At 59.4% G+C, this 25,985-nt stretch carries 23 protein-coding genes; 13 read left to right on the top strand and 10 right to left on the bottom strand.

Features of this window, described 5'->3' with window-relative positions; genetic code table 11:
* Positions 1-10: 10 nt before the first annotated feature.
* From mcrC to ACOTXR_RS09315, 6 genes are all read right to left on the bottom strand, one after another.
* On the bottom strand, positions 11-1,144 hold the full coding sequence (gene mcrC, locus ACOTXR_RS09340) for a 5-methylcytosine-specific restriction endonuclease system specificity protein McrC (protein ID WP_078309581.1): 1,134 nt from the start codon (positions 1,142-1,144) through the stop codon (positions 11-13).
* Entirely contained in the window at positions 1,141-3,093 is a 1,953-nt protein-coding gene (locus tag ACOTXR_RS09335) for an AAA family ATPase (RefSeq protein ID WP_032643912.1), read from the bottom strand. Before ACOTXR_RS09335 ends, mcrC begins: the two co-directional genes overlap by 4 nt.
* 131 nt (positions 3,094-3,224) lie before the next feature.
* Positions 3,225-4,046 (bottom strand): alpha/beta fold hydrolase, encoded by an 822-nt coding sequence (locus ACOTXR_RS09330; protein ID WP_014882377.1) that lies wholly within the window; start codon positions 4,044-4,046, stop codon positions 3,225-3,227.
* Between the two features lie 30 nt (positions 4,047-4,076).
* Positions 4,077-5,696, bottom strand: a complete 1,620-nt coding sequence (locus ACOTXR_RS09325; protein ID WP_078309583.1) for an MFS transporter — start codon at positions 5,694-5,696, stop codon at positions 4,077-4,079.
* Positions 5,693-6,100: a DoxX family protein gene (locus ACOTXR_RS09320; RefSeq protein ID WP_014882379.1), complete on the bottom strand. Its 408-nt coding sequence runs from the start codon at positions 6,098-6,100 to the stop codon at positions 5,693-5,695. The genes ACOTXR_RS09325 and ACOTXR_RS09320 overlap by 4 nt, the downstream gene beginning before the upstream one ends.
* The gene (locus tag ACOTXR_RS09315; protein ID WP_078309585.1) at positions 6,100-7,971 is read right to left on the bottom strand and encodes an amidohydrolase; all 1,872 of its coding nucleotides are present in this window, start codon (positions 7,969-7,971) and stop codon (positions 6,100-6,102) included. The genes ACOTXR_RS09320 and ACOTXR_RS09315 overlap by 1 nt, the downstream gene beginning before the upstream one ends.
* 216 nt (positions 7,972-8,187) lie before the next feature.
* Between ACOTXR_RS09315 and ACOTXR_RS09310 the strand changes: the two genes are divergently transcribed.
* The 5 genes from ACOTXR_RS09310 (at position 8,188) to ACOTXR_RS09290 (ending at position 15,407) form a co-directional block, all read left to right on the top strand.
* Entirely contained in the window at positions 8,188-8,874 is a 687-nt protein-coding gene (locus tag ACOTXR_RS09310; RefSeq protein ID WP_023331928.1) for a hydrolase, read from the top strand.
* Positions 8,875-8,935: 61 nt separating this feature from the next.
* On the top strand, positions 8,936-9,151 hold the full coding sequence (locus ACOTXR_RS09305; protein WP_014882382.1) for a DUF1427 family protein: 216 nt from the start codon (positions 8,936-8,938) through the stop codon (positions 9,149-9,151).
* Positions 9,148-9,408 carry a XapX domain-containing protein gene (locus tag ACOTXR_RS09300; protein ID WP_014882383.1) on the top strand — a complete coding sequence of 87 codons (261 nt, stop codon included), beginning with the start codon at positions 9,148-9,150 and terminating at the stop codon, positions 9,406-9,408. Before ACOTXR_RS09305 ends, ACOTXR_RS09300 begins: the two co-directional genes overlap by 4 nt.
* A gap of 23 nt (positions 9,409-9,431) precedes the next feature.
* Entirely contained in the window at positions 9,432-9,812 is a 381-nt protein-coding gene (locus tag ACOTXR_RS09295) for a response regulator transcription factor (protein WP_014882384.1), read from the top strand.
* A gap of 9 nt (positions 9,813-9,821) precedes the next feature.
* Positions 9,822-15,407, top strand: a complete 5,586-nt coding sequence (locus tag ACOTXR_RS09290) for a trifunctional serine/threonine-protein kinase/ATP-binding protein/sensor histidine kinase (protein ID WP_058690522.1) — start codon at positions 9,822-9,824, stop codon at positions 15,405-15,407.
* Here ACOTXR_RS09290 and ACOTXR_RS09285 read toward each other — a convergent pair whose 3' ends face one another.
* On the bottom strand, positions 15,408-16,025 hold the full coding sequence (locus tag ACOTXR_RS09285; protein WP_014882386.1) for a response regulator transcription factor: 618 nt from the start codon (positions 16,023-16,025) through the stop codon (positions 15,408-15,410).
* A 275-nt stretch (positions 16,026-16,300) separates the two neighbouring features.
* Between ACOTXR_RS09285 and ACOTXR_RS09280 the strand changes: the two genes are divergently transcribed.
* Both ACOTXR_RS09280 and ACOTXR_RS09275 read left to right on the top strand, forming a co-directional pair.
* Positions 16,301-16,903, top strand: a complete 603-nt coding sequence (locus ACOTXR_RS09280) for an ATP-dependent Clp protease proteolytic subunit (RefSeq protein ID WP_014882387.1) — start codon at positions 16,301-16,303, stop codon at positions 16,901-16,903.
* Between the two features lie 134 nt (positions 16,904-17,037).
* Positions 17,038-18,159: a cupin domain-containing protein gene (locus tag ACOTXR_RS09275; protein ID WP_023331930.1), complete on the top strand. Its 1,122-nt coding sequence runs from the start codon at positions 17,038-17,040 to the stop codon at positions 18,157-18,159.
* A gap of 67 nt (positions 18,160-18,226) precedes the next feature.
* Here ACOTXR_RS09275 and ACOTXR_RS09270 read toward each other — a convergent pair whose 3' ends face one another.
* Positions 18,227-19,645 (bottom strand): PLP-dependent aminotransferase family protein, encoded by a 1,419-nt coding sequence (locus ACOTXR_RS09270; RefSeq protein WP_014882389.1) that lies wholly within the window; start codon positions 19,643-19,645, stop codon positions 18,227-18,229.
* 176 nt (positions 19,646-19,821) lie between these two features.
* Between ACOTXR_RS09270 and ACOTXR_RS09265 the strand changes: the two genes are divergently transcribed.
* Positions 19,822-19,983, top strand: a complete 162-nt coding sequence (locus tag ACOTXR_RS09265) for a DUF1127 domain-containing protein (RefSeq protein ID WP_014882390.1) — start codon at positions 19,822-19,824, stop codon at positions 19,981-19,983.
* Between the two features lie 40 nt (positions 19,984-20,023).
* On the opposite strand, the gene ACOTXR_RS09260 is transcribed toward ACOTXR_RS09265, so the two are convergent.
* Positions 20,024-21,412 (bottom strand): PLP-dependent aminotransferase family protein, encoded by a 1,389-nt coding sequence (locus ACOTXR_RS09260; RefSeq protein ID WP_023331931.1) that lies wholly within the window; start codon positions 21,410-21,412, stop codon positions 20,024-20,026.
* Positions 21,413-21,515: 103 nt separating this feature from the next.
* Here ACOTXR_RS09260 and ACOTXR_RS09255 point away from each other — a divergent pair, with 103 nt between their 5' ends.
* The gene (locus ACOTXR_RS09255) at positions 21,516-21,995 is read left to right on the top strand and encodes a carboxymuconolactone decarboxylase family protein (RefSeq protein WP_014882392.1); all 480 of its coding nucleotides are present in this window, start codon (positions 21,516-21,518) and stop codon (positions 21,993-21,995) included.
* On the opposite strand, the gene ACOTXR_RS09250 is transcribed toward ACOTXR_RS09255, so the two are convergent.
* A complete protein-coding gene (locus ACOTXR_RS09250; protein WP_032637591.1) occupies positions 21,982-22,884 on the bottom strand; it encodes a LysR family transcriptional regulator in 903 nt (300 codons plus the stop codon). The genes ACOTXR_RS09255 and ACOTXR_RS09250 overlap by 14 nt on opposite strands.
* Positions 22,885-22,984: 100 nt before the next feature.
* Here ACOTXR_RS09250 and ACOTXR_RS09245 point away from each other — a divergent pair, with 100 nt between their 5' ends.
* The 4 genes from ACOTXR_RS09245 (at position 22,985) to ACOTXR_RS09230 (ending at position 25,941) form a co-directional block, all read left to right on the top strand.
* Positions 22,985-24,400 (top strand): aldehyde dehydrogenase family protein, encoded by a 1,416-nt coding sequence (locus ACOTXR_RS09245; protein WP_032637590.1) that lies wholly within the window; start codon positions 22,985-22,987, stop codon positions 24,398-24,400.
* Positions 24,401-24,553: 153 nt separating this feature from the next.
* Positions 24,554-24,877 (top strand): antibiotic biosynthesis monooxygenase family protein, encoded by a 324-nt coding sequence (locus ACOTXR_RS09240; protein WP_014882395.1) that lies wholly within the window; start codon positions 24,554-24,556, stop codon positions 24,875-24,877.
* Complete coding sequence (locus ACOTXR_RS09235) at positions 24,870-25,265, top strand: amino acid-binding protein (protein ID WP_045134364.1); 396 nt, start codon at positions 24,870-24,872, stop codon at positions 25,263-25,265. The genes ACOTXR_RS09240 and ACOTXR_RS09235 overlap by 8 nt, the downstream gene beginning before the upstream one ends.
* Entirely contained in the window at positions 25,240-25,941 is a 702-nt protein-coding gene (locus tag ACOTXR_RS09230; protein WP_047626632.1) for an ArsR/SmtB family transcription factor, read from the top strand. The genes ACOTXR_RS09235 and ACOTXR_RS09230 overlap by 26 nt, the downstream gene beginning before the upstream one ends.
* Positions 25,942-25,985 lie beyond the last annotated feature (44 nt).

The raw sequence follows: 25,985 nt of genomic DNA, 5'->3' as shown, positions 1-25,985 counted from the left end.
ACTTTAGAACTTAATTCACGTCAGCTATCCCACAGCAATCATAGGCTAATTTCAATAATTGCTGAGTCATTGTGACGGCATCTGCTGCTAAATCAACGGTGGCAAAGTGGATTTTATGCCCCTGTACCTCAACGAATTCGGAGAGCATTACGTCGACGGCTGGATGAAGTAATAATCCAGCCGAACGGAGAGATAGCGGGTCTGTTCGATTCTCCTGCGTGCGCAGATAGGTATACATCTGGTAGATATAACCGCTGCGCAAGCTCCGATCACGATACCAGCCTTTAATCAGAATGTTATTGAATTTAGTGTCGATGATGATGCGCTGTGCAGGTTGCCTGTGCTCAAGAATGATGTCTGAGTTCATGGTTGGGAAAATACTTTCGCTCCCTGCACTTTGAGACGTTAATCTCCATTTCAACTCTTTTCCGGCAGCGACTGTCCAGTCTTTTTTGGGAAGATGGACGTGATAGAAACCCGCCATACTTTTCTCGAACAGCTTACGCATCCAGTAAGGGTCATCAGACGGCGTTGGCAACAGTTTTTGCCCCGCAGTTTGGGTTGGTAGCCATAATTCAAATGCCAGCTGCGCGGCATCTACCATGGCTTTATCCGCCGCATCATGGCGACCAAAGCGCGCGATTGATGGCAGTTCACCTTTGCTCGGCATACCGCTTTCGATACCTCGACGACGCAAATTGATTGCCATTGCGCGACATTGCGCAGCCAGCGCGCCGTCGCTGAGTAGCGGGACAAGGTGCTCTAACGCAGAACGAACATAGCGATTACGGGGAGTATCCAGCGTCATTTCCTGAAACTGACAGGCTACCTGTGCCCGCTCAAGCAATTGTCGACTGGTTGTGCGCAGAACATCAATGCGTCCCCTTACCCTGTTTAGCGTGGCGCGGCGAGTTTGGTATCCCATACTTAAATGCCTTAACAGCCGCTGCTCTACTTCGTGAAGCAGGATCCTGGCCACCAGCGCCGGGATTTCCTCCGGGTTGTTTTCAGCGGCAACCATGCTGCGCCCGTGATGGCGAAACAGACTAGAGGCATACAGCATCAATAGCCAGATATTGCGCAAAGGAATGCGCAATACGGCTGCCCGAGCCTGCGTATCGCCACGTTCATCAAGATCGGTCATACGCTGAGGAGTTCCTTTCTGGCATCCAGGACTTTCTCCGGCGCATCGAACCAGTATTCGGCAAGCAAAGGACAGATTTCGGTTTCGACAACCTGCTTGTACCAGGCCATACCGTCGTCAATCTTCAACCCCGCTGGTGGGGTAACGTAGCTATGCCCGATACAAAACTGTGGTCCCAGGGCCGCATCCCTGGACAATTTTTCATTTAACGCAGTTATTTGGGATTCGATTAGGGCTAATGTTTCCACGCTCACATTAAACCGTTGGTTAACCCATTTTTTCCACGCGTCGTTAAACTCGGGCTTAAGATCAATAAACGCAAAGCGGCGCCGTAATGCCAGGTCGAGCAGGGCAAGCGAGCGGTCAGCGATATTCATCGTCCCGATGATGTACAGATTCTCAGGAATGTAGGTTTTTTCATCCATATCAGATCGGTATGAGAGCTCAAGCGCCTCATTCGGCGTGCGTTTATCCGCCTCCATCAGCGTCAGCGTCTCGCCAAAAATTTGCGCAGGATTACCCCGGTTAATTTCCTCAATAATGACCACGTACTTTGTTGTCGGATCGTTTACTGCTTTGTCGATCGCATGGAGAAAAGGCCCGTCTACCAATGCCAAACGTCCTTCATTGTTAGGACGCCAGCCGCGAATAAAGTCTTCGTAGGAGAGGGTGGGGTGGAACTGCACCGCGCTGATGCGCTTAGAGGTTTCCTCGCCCATAAGGCAATACGCCAGGCGGCGGGCAAGCCAGGTTTTACCGGTTCCCGGCGGGCCCTGCAGGATAAGGTTTTTTTTGGCCTGTAACCGCTGAAGGATGAGTTGGATTTTTTCCTCTTCTAAAAAGCAGCCCTCATCGATCAAATTGCTTATCGCGTAAGGCTTATGGGGGATTTCCGCTGGCACGTTCTCTTCAACCGTTTCCTCGGTGATGCTCTGGAATTCACCTTTATCGAAGTTGAGGTATTCATAGTTGCCGGGGGTCTGAAACTCCAGTTCATCATCATCACGTAGTTTTTGCAGATAATATGAAATGGACGATTCAACCGTATTGTTATTGGGATAATCCGCCTTAATCTCATCCAGATAAGCCTCTTTTAACTCCCTCAAGGAGAAATATGGGCTGTCTTTTTTCAGGCACAGTAGTTTGATTTTATTAAGCAAATACGCTTTCCATGTCAGCCGCTCGACTTCATCATTTGACTGATGTAAATCGATATTCCATGCCGCCAGGGAGAGTTCAGGGAAGGAGTGAACCGGATAGTTTGGCTGGGTAAAGGCCTTTTTGAGCGCCAGCGCTACGGTCTGATAGTTGTGTCCGCTGCAGCGCCCTTTGGCACCTTTTTTAATGATTTTAATATTCAGGACTTTCTGGATGTAGTACTGAGACTGGCTATCCAGCGTAGGGTAGAACCAGGGGCGTAGCCAGTACAATCCCATCGTCAGGTTCCAGCCAACATTGCGCACGTTAGATGCGGCGTCATAAGAAAACAGGAAGTCCGTGGGATCGGCGTTTGGGGTGTCGGCGAAGGAGATTGCCTGAGAAAACATTTCCCACAGCGTATCGATGTCTTCAGGCTTACGTGATTTCTCATAGCCAAAGAACCATGACTTCTGATTGTTCAGAAGCGGAATACCGTCGAACGACTCAGGAACCGGTTCGCGAACGCCTATCAGTTTTGCCAGGCTGGCTGCGATATTTCTTCGGTTGGTAACGGTAAGCGAGCGATTAAATAAACCCATAGTGGTGAAAGGACAAATGTCTTTCAAAGGATGGGGAGCGCCATTAGCGGGCTTGTCCTGCAGGTGTGACATACTGCCAATCTCAGCAGCAATGCGGTGAATACCCGCCACCAGCTCCTCTCTTCGATTTCGCCAGGTCAGTAGCTGAGAGGCAAATGCCTGATAGAAGTCTGCCCATGCGAATCTGACGTCTTGCTCAACTGCGTCCATATGCTCTCCAGTAAAATTTCAGGCTTCAGTAACCTGGCGACTGAATTTTACGGGATTGTAAGCCTTAGTGAATAACTACCTAAAACAGTGATCTATAAGGGCATGCCGGAACGACATGCCCTCATATGACATTACAGCGACTTCACAAACGCCAGCAGATCTTCGTTGAGCTGGTCCTGGTGGGTCAGCGCAAAGCCGTGCGGCGCGTTGTCATACACCTTCAGCGTGGCGTTTTTGATCATCTCTGCCGCCAGCTTGCCGGTGCTTTCAAACGGCACGATCTGGTCGTTACTGCCGTGAATCACCAGCGTCGGCACGTCGATTTTCGCCATATCCGGGCGGAAGTCGGTTTCGCCGAACGCGGTCACGCAGTCGATGGTGCCTTTCAGCGACGCCAGCAGGGCAATGTTCAGCGTCTGGGTCAGGGCACCGGCAGAAACGGTTTGTCCGGCGTTGGTACCGTAGAACGGGGTGGCGAAGTCGCTGATGAACTGGGCGCGATCTTTACGCAGTCCGTCGCGAATGCCGTCGAATACGCTTTGATCTACACCCTGCGGGAAGGAGTCGGATTTACCGAAGATCGGCGTGACCGCGCCCAGCAGCGCCAGACCGGCGACGCGTGAGCTGCCGTAGTTATTGATGTAACGGGTCACGTCGCCGCCGCCCATGGAGAAGCCCACCAGCGTCACGTCGCGCAGATCCAGGGTGGTGATCAGGTCATTGATGTCGGACGCAAAGGTGTCGTAGTCGTAACCGTTCCACGGCTGATCCGAGCGGCCGAACCCGCGACGGTCAAAGGCGATGGCACGGAAGCCGCGCTCGGCCAGGTAGTTCAGCTGGCTGTCCCACATGTCGCCGTCCAGCGGCCAGCCGTGGCTGAAGAGAACCGGTTTACCCGCGCCACAGTCTTTGTAGTAAATCTGCGTGCCGTCTTTTGCCTTAAACGTTGCCATAGTGTGTTCCTGTACAGGTGATGGTTATGGTTATACCGGCGCGACCAGGTAGCGAATAGCCGGTGAGGTTGTGCCCTGATGAAAAGCCAGAACGCGGCTCTGCAGCAGGAGGTCATTCATGGTGTGGCGCTCCTGCTGGCGCAGATGCTCAATCCACGAGCCCATCAGGAAGGTCTCGATAAACAGACCGGGGCGCTCGATATCTTCATATACCGCCCAGCTCATCGCCCCGGCGCGGCGGCGCACCCGGCGCAGCTCGTGGACCGCCTCCAGGAAGGCTTTGGCGTGTTGCGGGTCGATGAGGTACTCGTGCGAGACCAGCACCGGGCCGCGTTCGTTTGGCAGGTCAATCTCCACGCCGTCCAGCGGCTGACCGCTCAGGTCGAGGTTCAGGTCCGGATCTTTCTCCAGCTTCCAGCGGAACACCGTCGCGCTCGCCAGCACCATCCCCAGCGTGGCGACAACCAGCGAGGTTGGGGTACCGAACCGGGAGGCGATCTGCCCCCAGAGGGCGCTGCCTGCGGTCATCGAGCCGAAGAACACCGTCAGATACACCGCCAGCGCGCGGGCCTTCACCCAGCGGGCGGCGCTGCGCTGCGCGCCGAGATTGAGGGTGGAGAGCACCGCAATCCACGCGAAGCCAGTGAAAAACTCAAACAGGTTAAGCAGCCAGACGTGGCGCACAAACGCCAGCGCCAGCATGGTGAGGGCAAAGGTCAGGCTGGCGGCCACCATCAGGCGGTCGGCATTCAGCCGCTGGCGCAGGCGCGGCAGCAGAATCGCACCGGCAATCGCCCCCAGGCCAATGCACGCCAGCATTACGCCGTAGCCCGCCGGGCCTAAGCCCAGCTCGCGGCGCGCCACCAGCGGCAGTAACGCCCAGCCCGCGCTGCCGAAAACGAAGAAGGCCACGGTGCGCACCAGCACGTTGCGCAGCACCGGCGCGGCGTGCACGTAGCGAATGCCGGATCGCACCGCCGAGAAGAAATGCTCCGGCGGCAGATGCTGCACGGTCGGGGCCTGACGCCAGCGCCACAGTACCCACGCCACGCCGACCACGGACAGCGCGTTCAGGGCAAACACCATCCACGGCCCGGCGAGCGACAGCAGAAAACCACCCAGCGCGGGGCCAATCGCCCGGCTGATGTTTACCCCGAGCGAGTTCAGCGCCACGGCGGCACCCAGCTCGGGCTTGCTCACCAGGTCCGGCACCACGGCCTGAAACGGCGGCGAGCTCATCGCCGCGCCGACGCTCAGCAGAAACGTCGCCACCAGCAGAACGGCGGGGGTGACGTGTCCGGTGAAGGAGAGCACCGTCAGCCCGGCGGCGGCGATAAACACCCACAGCTGGGAGAAGAGCAGGTATTTACGTCGGTCGACGATATCCGCCATTACCCCGGACGGCAGGGCGAAGAGGAACATCGGCAGGCTGCTGGCCGCCTGCACCAGCGCGATGTCCAGCGGATCGGCGCTCAGGGTCAGCATGCTCCAGTTGATGCCGACGTCGCTCATCCATGAGCCGACGTTAGAGACCACCGTGGCGATCCACAGCATCCTGAACACCGGCTGGCTTAGCGGCTGCCAGGGCGAAACCGTTGATGTGTGCGTCGTCTCGACGTGTGCGTCGCGAACGTCGTTAACCTGGGTCATGCGAACCTCTCCGCTGCCTTACGCTGCAATCGCCACTGGCCCGGGCCGGTGAGGGCAAGGGTGGTAAAGATAATCAGCAACAGCCAGCCAAACTGCCCTTCGGCAATCGACCAGTTCGGGTGCACCGCCAGCATCGCCACCAGCAGCACGGCGATAATCGGCAGGCACGCCAGGCGGGTATACACGCCCGCAATGATAAACAGCGGGCAAATTACCTCGGCGACGATGGCCGGGATCAGGCTGGCATAGGGCCCGAAGCCGAACGGATCTTCAATGCGCGTCAGCTCTTCACTGAAGTGCAGCACCTTTGGCAGGCCGTGCACGTACAGCAGCAGCAGGCTGCCGGTCAGGCGCAGGAAGAACAGCCCCAGATCAACCCGGGGCGGAGCAAGCGTGTTTTTCATCAGAATGCAAAGCAGCTGCAGCCCAGCGCCCCCCAGAAAGCGTTATCGTCGGACACCGGCATTTCTGACGTGCGGGCAAAATCATGCTGGTGGCTGTGAACCCCGCACGGGCCGCTGCAGTGGTGAACGGCGCTCATGCCCACGCGTGCGGCCTGCGGCGGCGCGCTGCGGTAGTGGCCCGGTACTTTCACGACCGGGGACCAGTCGGGCAGAACCGGAATGGCGGGCGGCGCGAGCGGGCCAAAGGTGCCTGCCGCGTAGACGATATCGCCGTTGACCACCGTCAGGACGGACTCGATGCCCTTGATCTCCTCTTCCGGCACGCGGAAGTAGTCTTTGCTGAGTACGGCCAGGTCGGCGAGCTGGCCGACCTTGATCTGCCCCTTCTGATTCTGCTCGCTGGAGAACCACGCGCTGCCCTGGGTCCAGAGCATCAGGGCGGTATCGCGATCCAGACGGGCGCTGTGGTCGTACATCTGCATCCCGCCGACGGTACGGCCGGAGACCAGCCAGTAGAGCGCGGTCCACGGGTTGTAGCTCGCCACGCGGGTGGCGTCGGTGCCTAAGCCCACCGGTACGCCGGTCTCCAGCATTTTCGCCACCGGCGGTGTATGGCGGGTGGCTTCGATACCGTAACGTTCGGCAAAGTACTCGCCCTGGAAGGCCATACGGTGCTGGACGGCAATGCCGCCCCCGAGCGCTTTGATGCGGTCGATGTTGGCCTGGGTGACGGTTTCCGCGTGGTCAAAGAACCAGTGCAGGCCGTTGAACGGAATGTCGCGGTTCACCTTCTCGAAGACGTCCAGCATGCGGTTGATGGATTCGTTATAGGTGGCGTGCAGGCGGAACGGCCAGCGGTGTTCCACCAGATGGCGCACCACGCGCTCCAGCTCGTCCTCCATGCCCGGCGCGAGATCCGGGCGGGGTTCGAGGAAATCTTCAAAATCGGCGGCGGAGAAGACCAGCATCTCGCCCGCGCCGTTATGGCGGAAGAAGTCGCTGCCCTGGCCCGGCGTGAGCATGTCGGTCCATTTCTCAAAGTCCTCCAGCTCGTGGCCCGGACGCTGGGTAAACAGGTTGTAGGCGATGCGGATGGTCATCTGCTTTTTCTCGTGCAGCTCGGCAATCACCTCGTAATCTTCCGGGTAGTTCTGGAAGCCGCCGCCCGCGTCGATGGCGCTGGTCAGCCCCAGACGGTTCAGCTCGCGCATGAACTGACGGGTGGAGTTAACCTGCTGCTCCAGCGGCAGCTTCGGTCCTTTGGCCAGCGTGGCGTAGAGGATCATGGCGTTCGGGCGCGCAATCAGCATCCCGGTTGGGTTGCCGTTGGCGTCACGCTGGATCTCGCCGCCCGGCGGGTTCGGCGTGTCTTTGGTGTAGCCGACCACCTTCAGCGCGGCGCGGTTGAGCAGGGCGCGGTCGTAGAGGTGCAGGATGAAAACCGGGGTGTCCGGGGCGGCGGCGTTGATCTCGTCCAGCGTCGGCATGCGGCGTTCGGCAAACTGGAACTCGGTCCAGCCGCCCACCACGCGTACCCACTGCGGCGACGGCGTGCGCAGAGCCTGCTCTTTCAGCATCCGCAGGGCATCGGCCAGCGACGGCACGCCTTCCCAGCGCAGCTCGAGGTTGTAGTTCAGCCCGCCGCGAATGAGGTGCAGGTGCGAATCGTTCAGCCCGGGGATGGCGGTGTGGCCTTTCAAATCGACCACTTTCGTACCGTCGCAGTGATGTTGCATCACCTCAGCGACGGTACCCACTTCCAGAAATTTTCCATCGCGCACGGCAACGGCTTCCGCGATGGGGTTCTCGCGATCGACGGTATGAAACTGGCCATTAACCAGAATGAGATCGGCTTTACCGAGGGTAACCATAACTGCTCCTGACTGAGAGGGGAATGGTCAGGATTATGGGAACCGGTTTCGGCAAAGATCCAGTTATACAATAGGATAGGTATACCAAAGTATAACTATACCTAAGGTTAACTATACGAAGAGATAATTACGCCCAGGTGCGATAAACCGCAGGATGAGCGTGACTTTATCGCCGTGCGCTCACGGCGATTTCACCCTTAACCACTGGAAAATGCTATGACCTCTTCAAAGCTCGAAGTGTTAACCCCTGCGAACTGCCAGATTATCTTTATCGATCACCAGCCTCAGATGGCGTTTGGCGTGCAGTCTATTGACCGCCAGGTGCTGAAAAATAACACCGTGGCGCTGGCGAAAGCGGCGAAAGTCTTCAATATCCCGACCATCATCACCACCGTAGAGACCGAAAGCTTCTCCGGTAACACCTATCCGGAACTGCTGGACGTGTTCCCGGGCCAGGACATTCTGGAGCGTACCTCCATGAACTCCTGGGACGACCAGAAAGTGCGTGACGCGCTGAAGGCCAACGGCAAGAAGAAAGTCGTGGTAGCAGGTCTGTGGACCGAAGTGTGCAACAACAGCTTTGCCCTGTGCGCGATGCTGGAAGGCGATTATGAAATTTACATGGTGGCGGATGCCTCCGGCGGCACGTCAAAAGAAGCCCACGACTTCGCGATGCAGCGCATGATCCAGGCGGGCGTGATCCCGGTGACCTGGCAGCAGGTCATGCTGGAGTGGCAGCGCGACTGGGCGCGTAAAGAGACCTACACCGCGGTAATGGATATCGTGCGCGAGCACTCCGGCGCGTACGGCATGGGCGTCGATTACGCCTACACCATGGTGCACAAAGCGCCGTCTCGCCAGAAGAGCGAGCACCGCACCTTAGCGCCGGTCCCGGCTCGCTAAGCCCTGTCGGCGGGCTGGCCCCTCATCCGGCTCGCCGCTGCTTTTTTCTCTGGAGTTCACAATGAGTACTGGGCTGATATCCCTTGCGGCAGGCGTGTTGATTGGCCTGATGTATGCCGTGCTGAAGGTGCGCTCCCCCGCGCCGCCCGCTCTGGCGCTGATTGGCCTGCTGGGGATGCTGGCGGGTGAACAGGCGACGCGGCATCTGTTATCCCGCGACAGTGCGCCTGCACAGGTCACCGTTCCGGCAGCACCGCAGACAGGAGCATCGTCATGAAAGCATGGATCATTTCGCTGGTGTGCGGCGTGGTAGCTGGGGTAATTTACGCTCTGCTCGACGTCCATTCGCCGGCACCGCCGGTTGTCGCCCTGCTTGGCCTGTTTGGCATGCTGGTGGGGGAACAGCTCATCCCGGTGGGACGGCGCTTAATGAGTCGCGAACCGCTGACCCTCGCCTGGTTTCGTCACGAATGCGTACCGAAAATCAGCGGCACGGCGCCCCCGGCGCCCGCGAAGGACACGCGCGACGTTTAATGATTTGTGAGAGGAAAGACCGCATGACGCTGCCGTGGCGCATTGCCATCATTGATGACGAACGTTCCGTCCGCAGCGGGTTGAGTAATCTCCTGGAGTCGGAAGGGTATTCGACCGATACGTTTGATTCGGCTGAGGGGTTCCTGAGCCATCCTCTCGCGCTGTCCGGCGCGGCGCTGGTGATCACCGATATCAAGCTGCGAGGCATGAGCGGCCTTGAGTTGTTCGACAAGCTGCGGCTGCTGGCCGTACCACCTCCTCCTGTACTCTTTATCTCCGGTCATGCTGATGAAAATATGCAGCGGTACGCCCTCAGTCTTGGCGCCGCTGCATTTTTGCGTAAGCCGATTAACATCGATATTCTGCTGGATCATATTCAGCGGGAGCTGGCCCGCCGACAATAAGGATCGCGGATGAACGAAAACGAGCAGCCTGCATTCTGGCCCGCCCAGGGAAATCTTCATCAGGGGCGGGTTTTTGTCCTTAAAGAGGATGTGATTTTTACCGTGCTGGCGCAGGAGGGCGGCATCGCCTGGATGAACGCACGTCATCCCCATTCCGGCGGCTCCTTCATCATTGCCACCGCGGTGAGCGACGAAGAGGAAGAGCGGGCCACCCGGCTGCTGAAAAACGAGTTTGCGCTGCGCGACGTGCTCCAGGACAGCTGGGCCATTCGCGCCGTCGCCTCTACCCAGTACCGGGGGCGTTTCGCGCTGGTTTACGCCCCGTTTTCGTTTGAGCTGCTGGCGCGACGCGCGGGCAGGGCGATCTCCGGGATTGCGCGCTTTATCGAGCTGGCGATCCAGATCTGCGCCCCCCTGCGCCAGATGCATCTGCAAAACCTGATCCACGGCGATATCAAACCCGGCAGTATTTTTGTTTATCACGATGCCACCTGCCGTCTGGGCAGCTTTGGTCTCTCCTGCCGTTTTTCCGATGCCTTCTCGCAGACCCGTCTTACCGTTTCAGGCGGTACCCCCGCCTGGATGTCGCCGGAACATACCACCCGCACCCGTCGCCCCGTCGACAGCCGCAGCGATCTCTACAGCCTCGGCATGGTGCTGTATGAACTTCTGACCGGACGCCTGCCGTTTGAACTGGGCGCGGACGATCAGACCAACTGGGCGCACTACCATATTGCCTCGGAGCCGCTGGCCCCGGACGTGATACGCCCGGACGTGCCGGGAATGCTCTCGACCATCCTCCTCAAGCTGCTGGAAAAGCATCCTGATAACCGCTATCAGACGGTGGACGGGCTGATTGCCGACCTGCGACGCTGCCAGTCAACGTTGACCGGTGAGGGCGAGATCGCCCCCTTTACTCCCGGTCAGCAAGATCGCACCCCGGCGATCCATCTGGCGGATTCCCTGTTCGCGACGCATCCGCAGGCGAATGACGTCATTGCCGCGTTTGAGCGGGTCGGGCAGAGCCGGGTGCCAGAGCTGGTGACGATCGGCGGACCGTCAGGGATCGGGAAATCCTCGATCATCGCGACGGCGCTTAAAACGCTGCAACAGCGTACGGTGCTGCTGGCGGTAGGCAAGGTGGACCAGTTTTCGCCGTCACTGCCTTACGGCGTGCTAAGTTCCGCGTTTCGCACCCTGACGTTGCACCTGCTGGGGCTGCCCGCAGACGACGTGGCGAAGTGGAAAATCCGCCTCTCGCGCGCGCTGGAGGGCCACGAGGCGCTCGCTGTCAGTCTTGTGCCTGAACTGGGGCTGCTACTTGAGAGCAAACCGCGCTTCTCGCCGGATACGTTTTCCATTGATGCCCGGGCGCGCTTCAGCCATATGGTGCTGGCGCTGGTCAAAACCTTTGCCTCTCAGGGCTGCCCGCTGGTGCTGGTGCTTGACGATCTTCAGTGGAGCGACGCCGCCAGCCTGCATACGCTCAAATACCTGCTGGTGAACAGCGGGGCAATCCCGCTGCTGGTGGTTGTTGCTCACCGGGATATCTATTCGTTATCCGATGCCACCTTACAAGCGCTGCTGACGAGTCTTCCGGAAGCGGCGCTAAACGCGAGCGAGATTGTCCCTCAGGCGCTGTCCGTGAAAGCGGTAGCGCGCTGGCTGGCGACGCTGTTTCGAACCCGCAGCACGGCGACGTCTGACCTCGCCACGCTGATCCATGAAAAAACCGGGGGCAACCCGCTCTTTGTGCATGAGTTTTTCCGCCGCATTGTCGATGACGGGCTGGTGGTGCATAACAAATATCAGGATAAGTGGCACTACGATCTGCAGGCGATTCGCGCCCGGCATTACACCGAAAACGTCGTCACCCTGGTGCTGGAGCAGCTCGAAGAGTTGCCCGACGAGACGCGTCGCCTGCTGGGGAGTTTTGCCTGCCTCGGCGGCAAGGGCGAGATGGAGATGATATGCCGCGTTGTCGGCATGTCGATGGCGGAAATGCGCTATGCGCTCCATCCGGCGGTCATGGCGCAGCTCATCGTGCTGACGGAAAAAGAGTACGCCTTCACCCACGACAGGGTGCAGGAAGCCGCCTTCGCGCTGCTGGATCCGCATGAGAAAAGCCACCTTCATCTGACCACCGCCAGCCTGCTGGCCGATGCCGCGCGGCAGGCTGCGGGAAACGAACTGCTTTTCCGCGCCGTTCACCATGTTACGGCCGCACTGGACAGCATTCAGCCCGCTCCGCAGCGGCAGATGTTCCGCGAGCTGAGCCTGCTGGCCGCGCGCCGGGCGAAACGCACGGGCGATTATCTTTCGGCACTGAGCTACATCCAGACGGCGAGAGCGCTGGGCAATGCCGGTGTGGTGTCAGACTTTGTGCTGGATATTGAAGAGGCGGGCTGCGAGTTTGCGCTCGGCCATCTGGAGCGGACCCGCGAGCTGTGCGATGCGATCCTGGGCTGCCCCGGCGGGCTGACCGAAAAAGCGCTGGCGGCCAACCTGCTGGTGGAAGTCTATATTCGCCAGTCGGATAGCCGTCTGGCGCTGGAGGCGGCGCTCTGCTGGCTGGGTATTTTTGGTATTCAGATCGGCCGCCATCCGGAAGATGCCGACTGCGATGCTGCCTGGAAAGACTTCTGTAACCGCACGGGCGACGCGCCGCAAAGCCGCTATGCCCAGCTCTCGCGGATGGAAAATCCGGAAACGGAAGCGGTAATGAACCTGCTCTACAGCGCCAGCATTTGCGCCAGCTTCATCTGTCCGCGTCTGCACTTTTTGCTGCTCTGCCGCATGATGCACCTGACCCTCGACCACGGCATCACCGGCGCCTCCACCACGGCGATGGCCTGGTTTGGCGTGTTGATCGGCCACCGCTACGCCGAGTATCGCCTCGGGTTCCAGTACGGCACGCTGGCCCGCGAGCTGGTCAATCGCCACGGCTATGATGCGTATGAAGCGAAAACCCTGCTGCCGCTCGATCAGCTCAGCGTCTGGACCCAGCCGCTGTCGTTCACCATCGAGTGCGCAAAAGCCTGCTTCACCGCGGCGGTGACCCACGGTGATATGACGATGGCCTGCTTCGCGGCCTGCCACCAGGCCATTAACTTCCTCTCTCGGGGCGATCATCTCGACGGGGTGCTGACCAGCATCGATCGCGGCCTGGCCTTTGTGCGGAAAACCCACTTCCAGGACGTTGAGACCATTTTGATGGTTCAGCGTGGCTACGTGGAGTTTTTACGCACGCCGGTGATCGGCACCTGGACCGCCTCGCAGGTGCTGCCGGAGGCGCTGCTGCCTGCTTCGCCAGAGCAGGCTCCGGAACAGACGTCGACCATGCTGTTCTGGTACTGGCTCTATCGCGGTATGGCGCACTTTACCTGCGGCGAATTTGCCGATGCGCAGGCGGATCTTGAGATGGCGGGCTGGTACGCGTGGTCTGCGCCTGGCCATATCCATCTGCTGGATTACCATCTCTACAGCGCCCTGGCGCTTTCCCGCCAGCTAACGCCGGAGACGTTCTCGGCGAATCATCGACGCAGTATTCACGCTCACTACGACAAAATTGCCCTCTGGGCGCGCATTAATCCGGGGACGTTTGCGGATAAAGAAGCGCTGATTTACGCCGAAATCGTGCGTCTGGACGGCATGAACAGCATTGCGCTTGAGCAGTACGAGAAAGCGGTCCGGCTGTCACGCGAGGGCGGCTTTAATCCGATTAACGCCCTGGCGCACGAGCTGGCGGGTCGCTTTGCGCTGTCCTGCGGTTACCCGACCGCGTCAGATGCGCATTTTCGCGGCGCCATTGCTGCCTGGGGCCGTGCCGGGGCACAGGCTAAGGTGCGCCAGCTGGAGCAGGATTTCCCGCATCTGCTGGCCTCCGGACAGGCCAGCGCCTATGACACGGTGGCGTTTGCCCAGAATGAAGTGATCCGCGATCTGCAGAGCGTGATCAAAGCCTCACGCGCCCTGTCGGAAGAGATCAACCTTGAGCGGCTTATCGAAAACCTGATGACGCTGCTGCTCGAACGTGCCGGGGCGCAGCGCGGCCTGCTGCTTCGCGTGAGCGATAACCTGATTCCGGAGATCGAAGCCAGCGCGTGGACCAGCACCGAGGGCGTGCGGGTGCGGATCCTGAAGGACGTACCGGTAGCGACCGACATGCCGCTGTCGGTGCTGGCGGCGGTGATCCGCACCGGACAGGAGATCCGCACCGGTAAACCGGAGGAGTTCCATCCCTTCAGTCAGGATCCCTACCTGGTGACCTCGGGGGCGGCCGTGATGTGCGTTCCGATGTTCAAACAGGCGCGGCTGGTGGGGGTGCTCTATCTGGAAAACCGCCTGATGCCGGAGGTCTTCACCGCCGAGCACTCTCGTGTGGTGAGCCTGCTGGGGGCGCAGGCTGCGGTCTCTCTGGAGACGGCGCGGCTGTACGCCGAACTGCTGGCGGAGAACATCCAGCGCCGACGCGTGGAAAAAGAGCTGCGCGCCAGCCAGAACTCGCTGATGCTGGGTGAGCAGATCAGCCACACCGGTAGCTGGCGCTGGGAGCTGGAGCAGGATCTGATGTTTATGTCCGAAGAGTACGCCCGTATTCTCGGCCTGCCCGAGCAGCAAAAGATGATCTCCATGGCGGAGTTTTTGACCTTCGTCCATGAGGATGATTACGCCCGCATCAGCGCCATCGTCACCCAGAGCGTGCGCGAGGGGCTCTCTATGCGCGCGGAGTTTCGTATTAAGCGTACCGACGGTTCCACGCGCTATATCCTCGGGATTGGCGATCCGGTGGGCGTGGGCAGTGAGGTGAACGAGTATTACGGCATCATTACCGATATCACCAGTCAGCGCGCCGCGGAGGATGCCATGCGGGTGGCGCAGGCGGAACTGGCGCGGGTGTCGCGTGCCACCACGGTCGGTCAGTTAACCTCTTCCATCGCCCACGAGATCAACCAGCCGCTGATGTCGATCGTCTCTAACGCCGGGGCAAGCCTGCGCTGGCTTAACCGTGAACCCGCCCGGCTGGATAAAGTGCGGGAAGGGCTGGAGGAGATCGCCGCGGAAGGTGCCCGGGCGGGGGAGATCATCCGCAGCATTCAGTCCCTGACCCGCAAGCAGGATCCGACCTTCGCGCGTATCGATCTCCACTATCTGATCCACCACATTATTACCCTTTCCCGCAGCGAGCTGGAGCAGCGACACATTAGCGTGGATTATCTGTTAAACGCCGGTGACAGCTTTATCACCGGGGACAGCGTGCAGATCCAGCAGGTGCTGCTGAATCTGGTGATGAACGCCGTTGAGGCCATGGCGGAGGTTAACGATCGCCCCTGCATCATCACCCTCAGCACCGTCAACGCCGACGGGAACGTTATCGTCGAGATCGCCGATACCGGCAGCGGCATTGAGCCCGAGCGGCTGGAGAAGATTTTTGACTCGTTCTATTCCACCAAGGCGCAGGGAATGGGGATGGGGCTGACCATCAGCGCCAGCATCATTGAGCGACACAGAGGAAAACTGAGCGCGCGCCGCCAGGAGCCACACGGCACGGTGTTTGCGTTTGTGTTACCGCTTGCCGGACAGACAGGGGAGTAGTTAATCCGCAGGCTGGCTGTGGGTCAGGCGCTCAACGGCCCTGACCAGCTCCGCCACGGAGCGCACCTGCATTTTTTCCATTACGCGACGGCGATGCACTTTCACCGTGATCTCGCTGACGCCAAGCTCGGCGGCAATTTGCTTGTTCAGCATCCCGCTTATCGCCAGTGTTAACACCTCATGTTCACGTGGCGTAAGGGACATGTGGCGCTGCTTCAGGGCGTAGTGCTCTTTGTTGCGCACGGCGTTGTTTTCCGCCAGCTGGAGCGCAGACTGAATGGCGTCGATCAGCGCGGTGGATTCAACGGGCTTGGTGAGAAATTCGTACGCGCCGCCTTTAATGGCGCGCACCGACATCGGGATAGTGCCGTGGCCGGTGAGAAAAATAATCGGGATGTCGCGCCCGCTGTCCTTGAGGGCGTCCGCTACGTCAAAACCTGAAATGGCGGGCATTTGCATATCGAGGATCACACACGACGGCAGATCCTCAAAACGGTGCTGAAGAAACGCCTCTGCTGATGAAAACCCCATGGCGTCTAAATCCGCCGATTCCAGCAGGCCGAGAACGGACTGCCTGACCGCGTCATCGTCGTCAACCACATACACAATGTGTTCCATTCACTGCCCCGGTGCTGAGTTAACTGTCGAGAAAATATACACGTCCCGTCACGTAAGAGACTGTTTCTACTGGCTTTCATCTTAACACATTAAATATCATTATCATTTAACAATATGATAACCGTATGAAGAGGAAGTATAGCGAACGGTTGTCGACTGGCGTGCCGTTTGCCTGCGCACGTTTCATCATCGTTCTCGCGATCTGTCTCTGAGGACTTTACCCCGTAAAACAGGCTACACTCTGGTTTTGAGCGCGACAAGCTGAGGAAACAACAATGCTCTACACACTGAAAGAAAGCGACAAGGATAAGGCGGAAGGGTCAAACGGCGCGGGCGCTCTGCAGCAAAAACTGCTGGAATCCCGTTCGATTGTGATCTCCGGGGAGATCAACCAGGAGCTGGCGCAGAAGGTGATCACCCAGATGATCCTGCTGCAAAGCGTCAGCAACGATCCGATCAAGCTGTATATCAACAGCCAGGGCGGCCACGTGGAAGCGGGTGACACCATCCACGACTTTATCAAATTCATCCGTCCGGAAGTGCACGTCATCGGTACCGGTTGGGTGGCGAGCGCGGGGATCACCATCTTCCTGGCGGCGAAAAAAGAGCACCGTTATTCCCTGCCTAATACCCGCTTTATGATCCACCAGCCGCTGGGCGGCGTGCGCGGTCAGGCAACGGATATTGAGATCGAAGCGCGCGAGATCATCCGCATGCTGGATCGCGTGAACAAGCTGATTGCTGACGCCACCGGCCAGCCGCTGGAGAAAGTGAAAAAAGACACCGACCGCAACTTCTGGATGTCGCCGGCAGAAGCGCTGGACTACGGGATTGTGGGCAAGCTGATTACCCACTATGACGAACTGAAGCTGGACTAAGTTTTAGCGCCGTATTGCGTCGGGTGACGACAATGCCTTACCCGACCTACGCGAGCTGGTTTGACCCATGACAAGTTCCCCCTCCACCGTCTCCCCTATAATCGCGCCTGTTTCCCCTCTCACTGGTGCTACCCATGGCGTATCAACTGAACCTGAACTGGCCGGAATTTCTCGAAAAATACTGGCAAAAACAACCCGTAGTGCTGAAAAATGCCTTCCCTAATTTTGTCGATCCGATTACCCCGGACGAGCTGGCAGGTCTGGCGATGGAGCCGGAAGTCGACAGCCGTCTGGTGAGCCACGCTAACGGCAAATGGCAGGCCAGTAATGGTCCGTTTGAACACTTTGACGATCTGGGCGAAACGGGCTGGTCGCTGCTGGCGCAGGCGGTGAATCACTGGCATATGCCCGCGGCGGAACTGGTGCGTCCGTTCCGCGTTCTGCCGGACTGGCGACTTGACGATCTGATGATCTCCTTCTCCGTGCCGGGCGGCGGCGTGGGTCCGCATATCGATCAGTACGATGTGTTTATCATTCAGGGGATGGGCAGCCGCCGCTGGCGCGTGGGGGACAAGCTGCCGATGCGTCAGTTCTGCCCGCATCCGGCACTGCTGCATGTCGATCCGTTTGAGCCGATCATCGACGAAGATCTTGCGCCGGGCGATATCCTCTACATTCCACCAGGATTCCCGCACGACGGCTTTACCCACGAAACGGCGCTCAACTACTCCGTCGGCTTCCGCGGGCCGAACGGTCGCGATCTGATCAGCAGCTTCGCCGATTACGCGCTGGAAAACGATCTGGGCGGCGAGCACTATAGCGATCCGGATCTGACCTGTCGTGAACACCCGGGCCGCGTGGAGCAGTACGAGCTCGATCGCATTCGTCAGATGATGATCGAGATGATCAGCAAGCCGGATGATTTCACGAAATGGTTCGGCAGCTTTGTCTCGACGCCGCGCCACGAGCTGGATATTGCCGCCGCCGAGCCACCGTATGTGCCGGAAGAGGTGCTGGATGCGCTTCAGGGCGGCGAAACGCTGTCTCGCCTGAGCGGCCTGCGCGTGCTGAATATTAACGGCAGCTTCTTCATTAACAGCGAACAGCTTGAGACGGTCGATGCGAAGGCCGCGGATGCGCTGTGCCGCTACACCGAACTCGGCCAGGCCGAGCTGGGCGATGCGCTGAAAAACCCGGCGTTTGTTGAAGAGCTCACCGGGCTGATTAACCAGGGGTACTGGTACTTCGACGAGTAGTGCGGCACGGTTTTCTCCCTCTCCCTCTCCCTGTGGGAGAGGGTCGGGGTGAGGGCATCAGGCCGCACTAGCCCTCCTCCATCGCAATCACAATCGCTTCACCCATCTTCTTTAATGCCTCGCGATTTTTGTCCGTCGGCGGCAGCGCCACGTTGATGCGCAGGCAGTTGCGGTACTTCCCTGAAGCGGAAAACAGCGACCCGGCTGCGGCCTGGATCTTCAGCCGACACAGCTGCTTGCTGACGCACACCATATCCACCTTCTCCGGCAGCTCAACCCACAGCAGGAAGCTGCCCTGCGGGCGGGTCACGCAAATCCCTGCCGGAAAATACTGCCGTACCCAGCAGGTATAGGTTTCCATATTCTGCTGATAAATCTGGCGCATACGGCGGACGTGGCGATGGTAATGGCCGTCGCGAATAAACGCCGCCACCGCCATCTGCGTGCCCGGTACGTTAAACCCGCCCGCGGCGTATTTCATGTGCATCACCCGGTCGTAATAGCGTCCCGGCACAATCCAGCCCACGCGCAGACCCGGTGCCACGGTTTTGGTAAACGAGCTGCAGAGGATCACCCGGCCGTCGATATCCATCGAATGAATGGTTCGCGGACGCGGGTACTCCGCCGCCAGCTCGCCGTAGATATCATCTTCAACAATCACAATGTCGTGCCGCTGGGCGAGGGCTAAGACCTGCTTTTTCCGCGCTTCCGGCATGATAAACCCGAGCGGGTTATTGCAGTTGGGCACCAGGATCACCGCTTTGATCGGCCACTGCTCCAGCGCCAGCTCAAGCGCCTCAATGCTGATCCCGGTTTCCGGGTCGGTGGGAATTTCAATCGCCTTGATGTTAAACCCTCGCAACATCTGCATGGTGCCGTGAAACGACGGCGACTCCACCGCCACGATATCCCCCGGTTGACACACCGAGAGCAGGGCAATCGACAGCGCGCCGTGGCAGCCGTTGGTGATGACAATCTCGTTCGCTGCCACGGTGGAGCCGCCGTCCAGCATCAGGCGGGCGATCTGCTCGCGCAGCTCCAGGCGCCCGTCGAGCACGTCATAGCTCAGCATCTCACCCGGATTATGCTGCGCGATGCGGCTCATCTCGCGCCACAGGGGCTTCAGGCTCGGCTGGTTAATGTCCGGCGAACCGCCGCCAAACGAGATCATCTCTTTGTCAGCGCGGGCGTCCAGCAGCATCATCACCTCATCCCACTGGGTGACGTCCACGGGGCGCTGCACCGGGCGCGTCATCGCCGGGACAGGCGGCTGGGCTTTACGCTGCGAAACAAAATAGCCGGAGCGCGGCTGGGGCGTAATCAGCTGGAGGTTTTCAAGGATCTGATAAGCCTGCTGTATGGTGCTGATGCTCACGCCGTGCTCCTGGCTCAGCGTGCGCACCGACGGCAGACGTTCGCCGCTGCGATACAGCCCTTGTTCAATGCGTTCTGCCAGGAGATTGGCCAGATGTTGATAGCGCGTCATGCTGTATCCTTTGTTTTCACCATACAGATTGTAAAACCAGTACAGATTGCCGTAAAAAATGCCACGCAGATACCGTTTTAGCGGATCTGTATGGTAAACAAAAGGTGTTTTTGCATCTGTATTGCGCAGACGGATTTCCAGGATGATAACCCCACTGTCACAGTGAGGAGAGCATCATGGAATTTTTCGAGAACCGTTCTAAAAGACCGTTTATCGTGTTTGTCTGGATCGCGAAAACGCTGCGTAACTGGTATCGCATCAACCGTACCCGCCGCATCCTGAGCCAGATGAGCGATGAGCAGCTCAAAGACGTGGGTTTATCCCGCAATGATATTTAAACCGTAGGCCGGGTCAGGCGCAGCCGCCACCCGGCGATGTTCAACTCAACAGCGCAAGCGTCTGCCGTTTCGGCCTTTCCAGCAACGCCACCGCCTCCTGGTATGTCCGCACGTTGTTGTAGCCCATCACCAGCCCGTAGCGTTTTCCCGACCCGCGGTACCATTCGGAGAGCGCGTTAACCTGCAGCTGCTGTTCCTGCCAGCAGCGCGCCACTTCGCGGTCACAACTTCCTTTGGTCAGAAACGCCACGATATGCATCCCGCCGTCGTTCTGCTCGGTGAAAAACAGATCGCCATACACCTCGCGCAGGGCGGCAATCATCCAGTCGCGGCGGGTCTGATACAGCGCGCGCATCTTTTTCAGGTGACGGAAAAAATGACCTTCGTTGAGAAATGCGGTGAGGATCTTTTGCGTCAGCACCGGCTGGCCGCTGGTGGTGATATCTGCGCAGTCGGTAAACGCCCCGACGGTGCTGGCGGGCATCACCACGTATCCCATGCGCAGCGACGGCATGATGGTTTTGCTGAAGGTGCCCATAAAAATTACCCGGTCGTGCTGGTCGAGGCTTTTCAGCGACGGCAACACCTTGCGGGTGTAATGAAACTCGCCATCGTAATCGTCTTCGATGATCCACGCCTCGTTCTGGCTGGCCCAGTCGAGCAGCTGCTGTTTACGCGGCAGGGAGAGCGTCACCGCCAGCGGGCTCTGGTGCGACGGGGTGACGAGGGCAAAACGGGCGTCGCGATGGTGGCGGAGGAGGTATTCCGTGTCCATGCCGCAGCGATCGACCGGCACCGTGTGCAGACGCGGCACGATCCGCTTCAGGAGCTGCTGGCCCATAAAGTAGCCCGGATCTTCAAACACCACCTTGTCGCTGCGGCTGGCGAGCGTGTCGAGGATCAGGCGCAGGCTGCCGCTGTAGCCGCTGGTGATGAGCACCTGCCCGGCGGTGCAGGACAAGCCACGCGAGATATTGAGATAGCTGGCGATGGCCTGGCGCAGCGGGTACCAGCCCAGAACGGGCGGGTTAAGCATCTCCTCCTGACGCATGGCGCGCGTCGCCTGGCCTGCCAGCAGCAGCCATTTTTTGTACGGAAAGCTGTCGAGGGATGGGATGCCAGGGCGCAGAAACCCTGCCCGCTCGCGCTGGCTGATAAGCGATGCCGGAAGCGTACCGGTAGGCTGTTCCGTTGGGGCAGGACGCTCCGGCAACAGTAAGTCCGGGTTGACCCGCGTGCCGCGCGCGCCCTGGCTAACCAGATACCCTTCGCCCGTCAGAATGGCATACGCCGTTTCGACCGTTTTACGCGCCACCTTCAGCTCTTCGGCCAGCACGCGGATGGCGGGCACTTTGTCGCCCGGCTTGAGCACGCCGCGCGTAATGTTGTCGCGATAGCGGGAGTAGATCTCGTGATAGCCCGGCTTCATGTCCTACCTCATTTCACGCTTTTTGTGTCTTTTTAATATGTCATGAACGGCGTAGATTTGCCTCATCGCATCACCGATGCCGCACAAAAAAAGAGGAAAGACCATGAGCACTCGCGTCAACCACCATAAAGTTACACCTGCCCTCGCTAACGCACTGTCTGCCCTGAGCATGGAGGTGGCGAAAACCTCCATCGACCCGGCGCTGAAGCACCTGATCGACATTCGAGTGTCGCAGCTGAACGGCTGTACCTTCTGTCTGGATATGCATTCGAAAGAGGCCAAAATTGCCGGCGAACGCGAGCTGCGCCTGTACCATCTGGCGGCCTGGCGCGAATCCCCGCTGTTCAGCGCCCGCGAAAAAGCCGCGCTGGCCTTTACCGAAGCGCTGACGCAGATTGGCGTGCATGGCGTGAGCGATGCCCTGTACCGCAGCGTGGCGGAGCACTTCTCGGACGTTGAGATTTCAGAGCTGAACTTCGCCATCGTGGCGATTAACGCCTGGAACCGTCTGGGAATTACCTCCCGCATGGCGCCAGGCTCGCTGGATGCGGCTTACGGGTTGAATAAAGCTAACCTGGAATAATGCCGCGCTCGCGGATCATCGCCACCAGCGCCCGTAACCCTGGCGGGACGTGGCGATGACCAGGATAGTAAAGGCGCAGCCCGGCAAACGGCTGCGTCCAGTCGTTTAACACGCTCACCAGTTCCCCGCTCTCAAGCTCTTCCTGGATATAGAGTTCCGGCAAAAATCCCACGCCTAACCCCGCTTTTACGGCGCGGATCGAAGCGAAAAGGTCGGACGTCGCAAAGCGCGGCGGCATGGCAAGCGCGTACGTTTCCCCCCGACGGGCCAGCTCCCAGCGGTAAATCCCGCCGTGAGCCATACGCATGCCGATCCCCTGATGTTGCAGCAGATCGTCCGGCGTTTGCGGAATGCCGTGACGTGCGAAGTAATCTGGCGTGGCGGTGACGAGCTGGCGGATCTCCCCTGTCAGCGGTACGGCGATCATGTCCTGCGGGATGGACTCTTCGAGGCGGATCCCCGCGTCGTAACCCTCGGCGACGATGTCGATCATGCGTGCTTCACTGACGATCTCCACGCGCATTTTCGGGTAGCGGATCATAAAGTCGATCAGCAGTTGGTCGAGAAAAAGCGAGCCGATATGGTTCGGCACGTTCAGACGCAGCGTTCCGGCAGGTTCCCCGGTGTCGCTGTGGATCTCCTCACCCGCGAGGCGGATTTCCTGCAAGGCCGGCCCCACGCGCGCCACGTAGCGCTGCCCGGCGTCCGTAAGCGCCACGCTGCGGGTGGTGCGGTTAAAGAGGCGAGTCTCAAGGCGGCTCTCCAGCCCGGCGATGGCATTGCTCACCGCCGTCGCGGACATCCCGAGCTCCTGCGCCGCGCCGCGAAAACTGCCGCGCCGCACCACGGCCATCACCACTTCCAGCTCTGTCAGACCTGAACGATGCATAGATTATCCTGAAAATCGAAACAACCCTTGCAGCATAGCGTGGATTATCGCAACGGAGAAGCCGTGCCAGACTGTGCTCACACAGCCTGAGGAGGTTTATATGCACCAGATCGAACAGATTTTTATTAACGGCGAGTTTGTTACCCCGCACGGCACCGAATGGTTTGATTTGTATAACCCGGCGACGGCGCAGGTTATTGGTCAGGTTCGTCTGGCGGATGAGGTTGACGCCGGGCGCGCCATCGCGGCGGCGAAGGCAGCGTTTCCTGCGTGGTCGCAGACTACGAAACAGACGCGTATCGCCGCGCTGAAACGCATGCACGCGGCCATAGCGGCTCGCCATGACGCGCTGCTGGACGCTGTCATCGAGGAGTACGGCGCACCTGCTTCGCGATCGGCGTGGATGGCCCGCTATCCGGCCGAGGTGATTGCCCAGGCCATTGAGGCGCTGGAGGCGTTTGAGTTCGAGACAACCGCGGGGGCCGCGACGGTACAGATGACGCCCCTTGGCGTGGCCGGGCTGATCACGCCGTGGAACAGCGACGCGGGTTTTATCTGCGGCAAGCTGGCGGTCGCGCTGGCGGCAGGCTGTACGGCAGTGATTAAGCCGAGCGAAATGAGCGCCCTGCAAACCCGGATTGTCACCGAAGCGTTGCGCGATGCTGCTTTGCCGCCGGGCGTGTTTAACATTGTCACCGGGCGCGGTGAAACCGTCGGGGACACCATCAGCCGCCATCCGGACGTGGCGAAAATCTCGTTTACCGGCTCGACGAATACCGGCAAGGCCATTCTGCGTAACGCGGCGGAAAGCTTTAAGCGCGTGACGCTGGAGCTGGGCGGTAAATCGCCGACGATCCTGCTGGATGATGTGGACCTGGCACAGGCGATCCCGCTGGTGATTCAGGCCGGGTTTATGAACAGCGGGCAGGCGTGCGTGGCGGGAACGCGCATTCTGGTACCGCAGTCGCGTAAAGCGGAAATCGAAACCGCGCTGGCGCAGGCCGTGGCGGCGGTGAAATCTGGTGACCCGCGCGACAGTGCCACGGACGTCGGCCCGATGGTCAGCGAGAAGCAGTGGCTGCGGGTGCAGGGGTATATTCGTCAGGGGCTCGACGGGGGCGCACGGCTGCTGGCAGGAGGCGAAGGGCGGCCAGCGGGCACGCAGGACGGCTGGTTTGTACGCCCGACGCTGTTTGCTGACGTGAATAATGACATGGTGATTGCCCGCGACGAGATTTTTGGCCCGGTGCTGTGCATCATTCCCTATCAGGACGAAGCGGAGGCTATCGCGATTGCCAATGACACCGAGTACGGCCTGAGCGCGATGGTGCTGGGTGAGGATGTGGACCGCGCCCGCCGCGTGGCGCAGCAGATTGTCTCCGGGCGCGTGCTGGTGAATTCGCTTGCCCATGAGCCGAAAGCGCCGTTTGGCGGGTTTAAGCACTCCGGCGTGGGGCGCGAGATGGGCGAGTGGGGGATTCGGGCGTTTATGGAGCCGAGGTCGATCCTGGGCTAAAACCTGCCCGGTGGCGCTGCGCTTACCGGGCCTACAGGTGCTCGTAGGCCGGATAAGCGCAGCGCCATCCGGCAAAAACACTTCGTCAGTCGCCGAAGTATGAAGTTAATTTTCTCTGCATTCTCTCCTCACTATCACAACGGAGAGACACTTATGATCGCAGTCCTTTTCGAAGCCAAAGCGGAGCCTCATCATCAGGCCCGCTACCTGCAACTCGCCGCCGAACTCAAACCTTTGCTGGCCGACATTGATGGTTTTATTGATATCGAACGCTTTCAGAGTTTGACCACCGACGGCAAAATCCTGTCCCTTTCCTGGTGGCGGGATGAAGAGGCCATCCGTAGCTGGAAGCAAAACGTCTTTCACCAGGCGGCGCAGGCCGAAGGGCGGGGATCCATTTTTGCGTACTATCGCATTCGCGTGGCACAGGTCGTGCGGGAATACAGTTCCGAAAACGGAGGGCAGGCGAATGTATGACGTTCACGTGATTTTCAGCGACAGGCCCGGCGAGCTGGCGCGCTTTGGGCAACTGTTAGGCCGTCACGGCGTGGGGCTGGAGGGGGGCGGCGTATTTGGTACCGATGCCCATTTCCTGGTGGAGGACGGAGAAAAAGCCTGCCGCGTGCTGATGGAGGCCGGATTTACCGTTCAGGCGGTGCGCAAGCCGGTTATCAGAAAACTCAGGCAGGAGCGGCCAGGCGAGTTAGGTGACATCGCGGCGGTGCTGGCGGCACGCGGTGTGTCTATTCTTACCCAGTACAGCGACCATGCGAATCACCTTATTCTGCTGACGGATGATGATAAGCTGGCCGCAGAGATCACCGAACCCTGGGCGCCCCATGTTAAAAACGAACCAGCCTCCTGAGAACAGCGCGGCACTGGAACAGGCCATTGCGGCGGTGGCGGCGGCAATGGCCGATCCCTCGCGCGTGAAGATGCTCTGCGCGCTGATGGACGGGCGGGCGTGGACCGCTACCGAACTCAGCACTGCGGCAGATGTTGCGCCGTCGACCGCCAGCGGGCATCTCGCCCGGCTGGTGGAGGGAAAGTTGATTACATGTTTATCGCAAGGTCGGCACCGCTATTATCGCCTTGCCGGGCACGACGTCGCGGCGCTGGTTGAGCAGATGATGGGGCTCTCCTGGAGCCGCATTACGCCGCCGGAAACGTCTGCGCCAAAAGCCCTGCGTGAAGCCCGCACCTGCTATAACCATCTTGCCGGAACGGTGGCGGTTCAGATCTATGATTTTATGCAGGCGGAAGGCTGGCTGGAGGATGACGGTTCCGCGCTCACCCTGTATGGCCGTGAGCAGTTTCTGAAACTCGGCATTCCATTAAATGCTCATCCCCGTCGCAAGGCCTGCTGCGCCTGCCTCGACTGGAGCGAGCGACGGTTCCATCTTGGGGGAGAAGCGGGTACGGCGTTGCTTACTTATCTGGAGAGTAAAGGCTGGATCCAGCGGGTGATGGGGTACAGGGAGGTGGTGGTGACGGCGTCGGGGAAAAGTGCCATTACCCGACATTTTAGCTTTAGCCGTTAAATTCCGCTGCGGGCTGATGCCCTCACCGCGGCCCTCTCCCACAG

Source organism: Enterobacter cloacae complex sp. IR53030, from assembly GCF_049238365.1.
Classification (GTDB): Bacteria; Pseudomonadota; Gammaproteobacteria; order Enterobacterales; family Enterobacteriaceae; genus Enterobacter; species Enterobacter kobei.
This window is presented reverse-complemented; position numbering and strand designations above follow the sequence as displayed.

Coding starts and splice junctions, on each gene's coding strand:
- mcrC (WP_078309581.1), bottom strand. CDS start 1,144: ATGACCGATCTTGATGAACGTGGCGATACGCAGGCTCGGGCAGCCGTA.
- ACOTXR_RS09335 (WP_032643912.1), bottom strand. CDS start 3,093: ATGGACGCAGTTGAGCAAGACGTCAGATTCGCATGGGCAGACTTCTAT.
- ACOTXR_RS09330 (WP_014882377.1), bottom strand. CDS start 4,046: ATGGCAACGTTTAAGGCAAAAGACGGCACGCAGATTTACTACAAAGAC.
- ACOTXR_RS09325 (WP_078309583.1), bottom strand. CDS start 5,696: ATGACCCAGGTTAACGACGTTCGCGACGCACACGTCGAGACGACGCAC.
- ACOTXR_RS09320 (WP_014882379.1), bottom strand. CDS start 6,100: ATGAAAAACACGCTTGCTCCGCCCCGGGTTGATCTGGGGCTGTTCTTC.
- ACOTXR_RS09315 (WP_078309585.1), bottom strand. CDS start 7,971: ATGGTTACCCTCGGTAAAGCCGATCTCATTCTGGTTAATGGCCAGTTT.
- ACOTXR_RS09310 (WP_023331928.1), top strand. CDS start 8,188: ATGACCTCTTCAAAGCTCGAAGTGTTAACCCCTGCGAACTGCCAGATT.
- ACOTXR_RS09305 (WP_014882382.1), top strand. CDS start 8,936: ATGAGTACTGGGCTGATATCCCTTGCGGCAGGCGTGTTGATTGGCCTG.
- ACOTXR_RS09300 (WP_014882383.1), top strand. CDS start 9,148: ATGAAAGCATGGATCATTTCGCTGGTGTGCGGCGTGGTAGCTGGGGTA.
- ACOTXR_RS09295 (WP_014882384.1), top strand. CDS start 9,432: ATGACGCTGCCGTGGCGCATTGCCATCATTGATGACGAACGTTCCGTC.
- ACOTXR_RS09290 (WP_058690522.1), top strand. CDS start 9,822: ATGAACGAAAACGAGCAGCCTGCATTCTGGCCCGCCCAGGGAAATCTT.
- ACOTXR_RS09285 (WP_014882386.1), bottom strand. CDS start 16,025: ATGGAACACATTGTGTATGTGGTTGACGACGATGACGCGGTCAGGCAG.
- ACOTXR_RS09280 (WP_014882387.1), top strand. CDS start 16,301: ATGCTCTACACACTGAAAGAAAGCGACAAGGATAAGGCGGAAGGGTCA.
- ACOTXR_RS09275 (WP_023331930.1), top strand. CDS start 17,038: ATGGCGTATCAACTGAACCTGAACTGGCCGGAATTTCTCGAAAAATAC.
- ACOTXR_RS09270 (WP_014882389.1), bottom strand. CDS start 19,645: ATGACGCGCTATCAACATCTGGCCAATCTCCTGGCAGAACGCATTGAA.
- ACOTXR_RS09265 (WP_014882390.1), top strand. CDS start 19,822: ATGGAATTTTTCGAGAACCGTTCTAAAAGACCGTTTATCGTGTTTGTC.
- ACOTXR_RS09260 (WP_023331931.1), bottom strand. CDS start 21,412: ATGAAGCCGGGCTATCACGAGATCTACTCCCGCTATCGCGACAACATT.
- ACOTXR_RS09255 (WP_014882392.1), top strand. CDS start 21,516: ATGAGCACTCGCGTCAACCACCATAAAGTTACACCTGCCCTCGCTAAC.
- ACOTXR_RS09250 (WP_032637591.1), bottom strand. CDS start 22,884: ATGCATCGTTCAGGTCTGACAGAGCTGGAAGTGGTGATGGCCGTGGTG.
- ACOTXR_RS09245 (WP_032637590.1), top strand. CDS start 22,985: ATGCACCAGATCGAACAGATTTTTATTAACGGCGAGTTTGTTACCCCG.
- ACOTXR_RS09240 (WP_014882395.1), top strand. CDS start 24,554: ATGATCGCAGTCCTTTTCGAAGCCAAAGCGGAGCCTCATCATCAGGCC.
- ACOTXR_RS09235 (WP_045134364.1), top strand. CDS start 24,870: ATGTATGACGTTCACGTGATTTTCAGCGACAGGCCCGGCGAGCTGGCG.
- ACOTXR_RS09230 (WP_047626632.1), top strand. CDS start 25,240: ATGTTAAAAACGAACCAGCCTCCTGAGAACAGCGCGGCACTGGAACAG.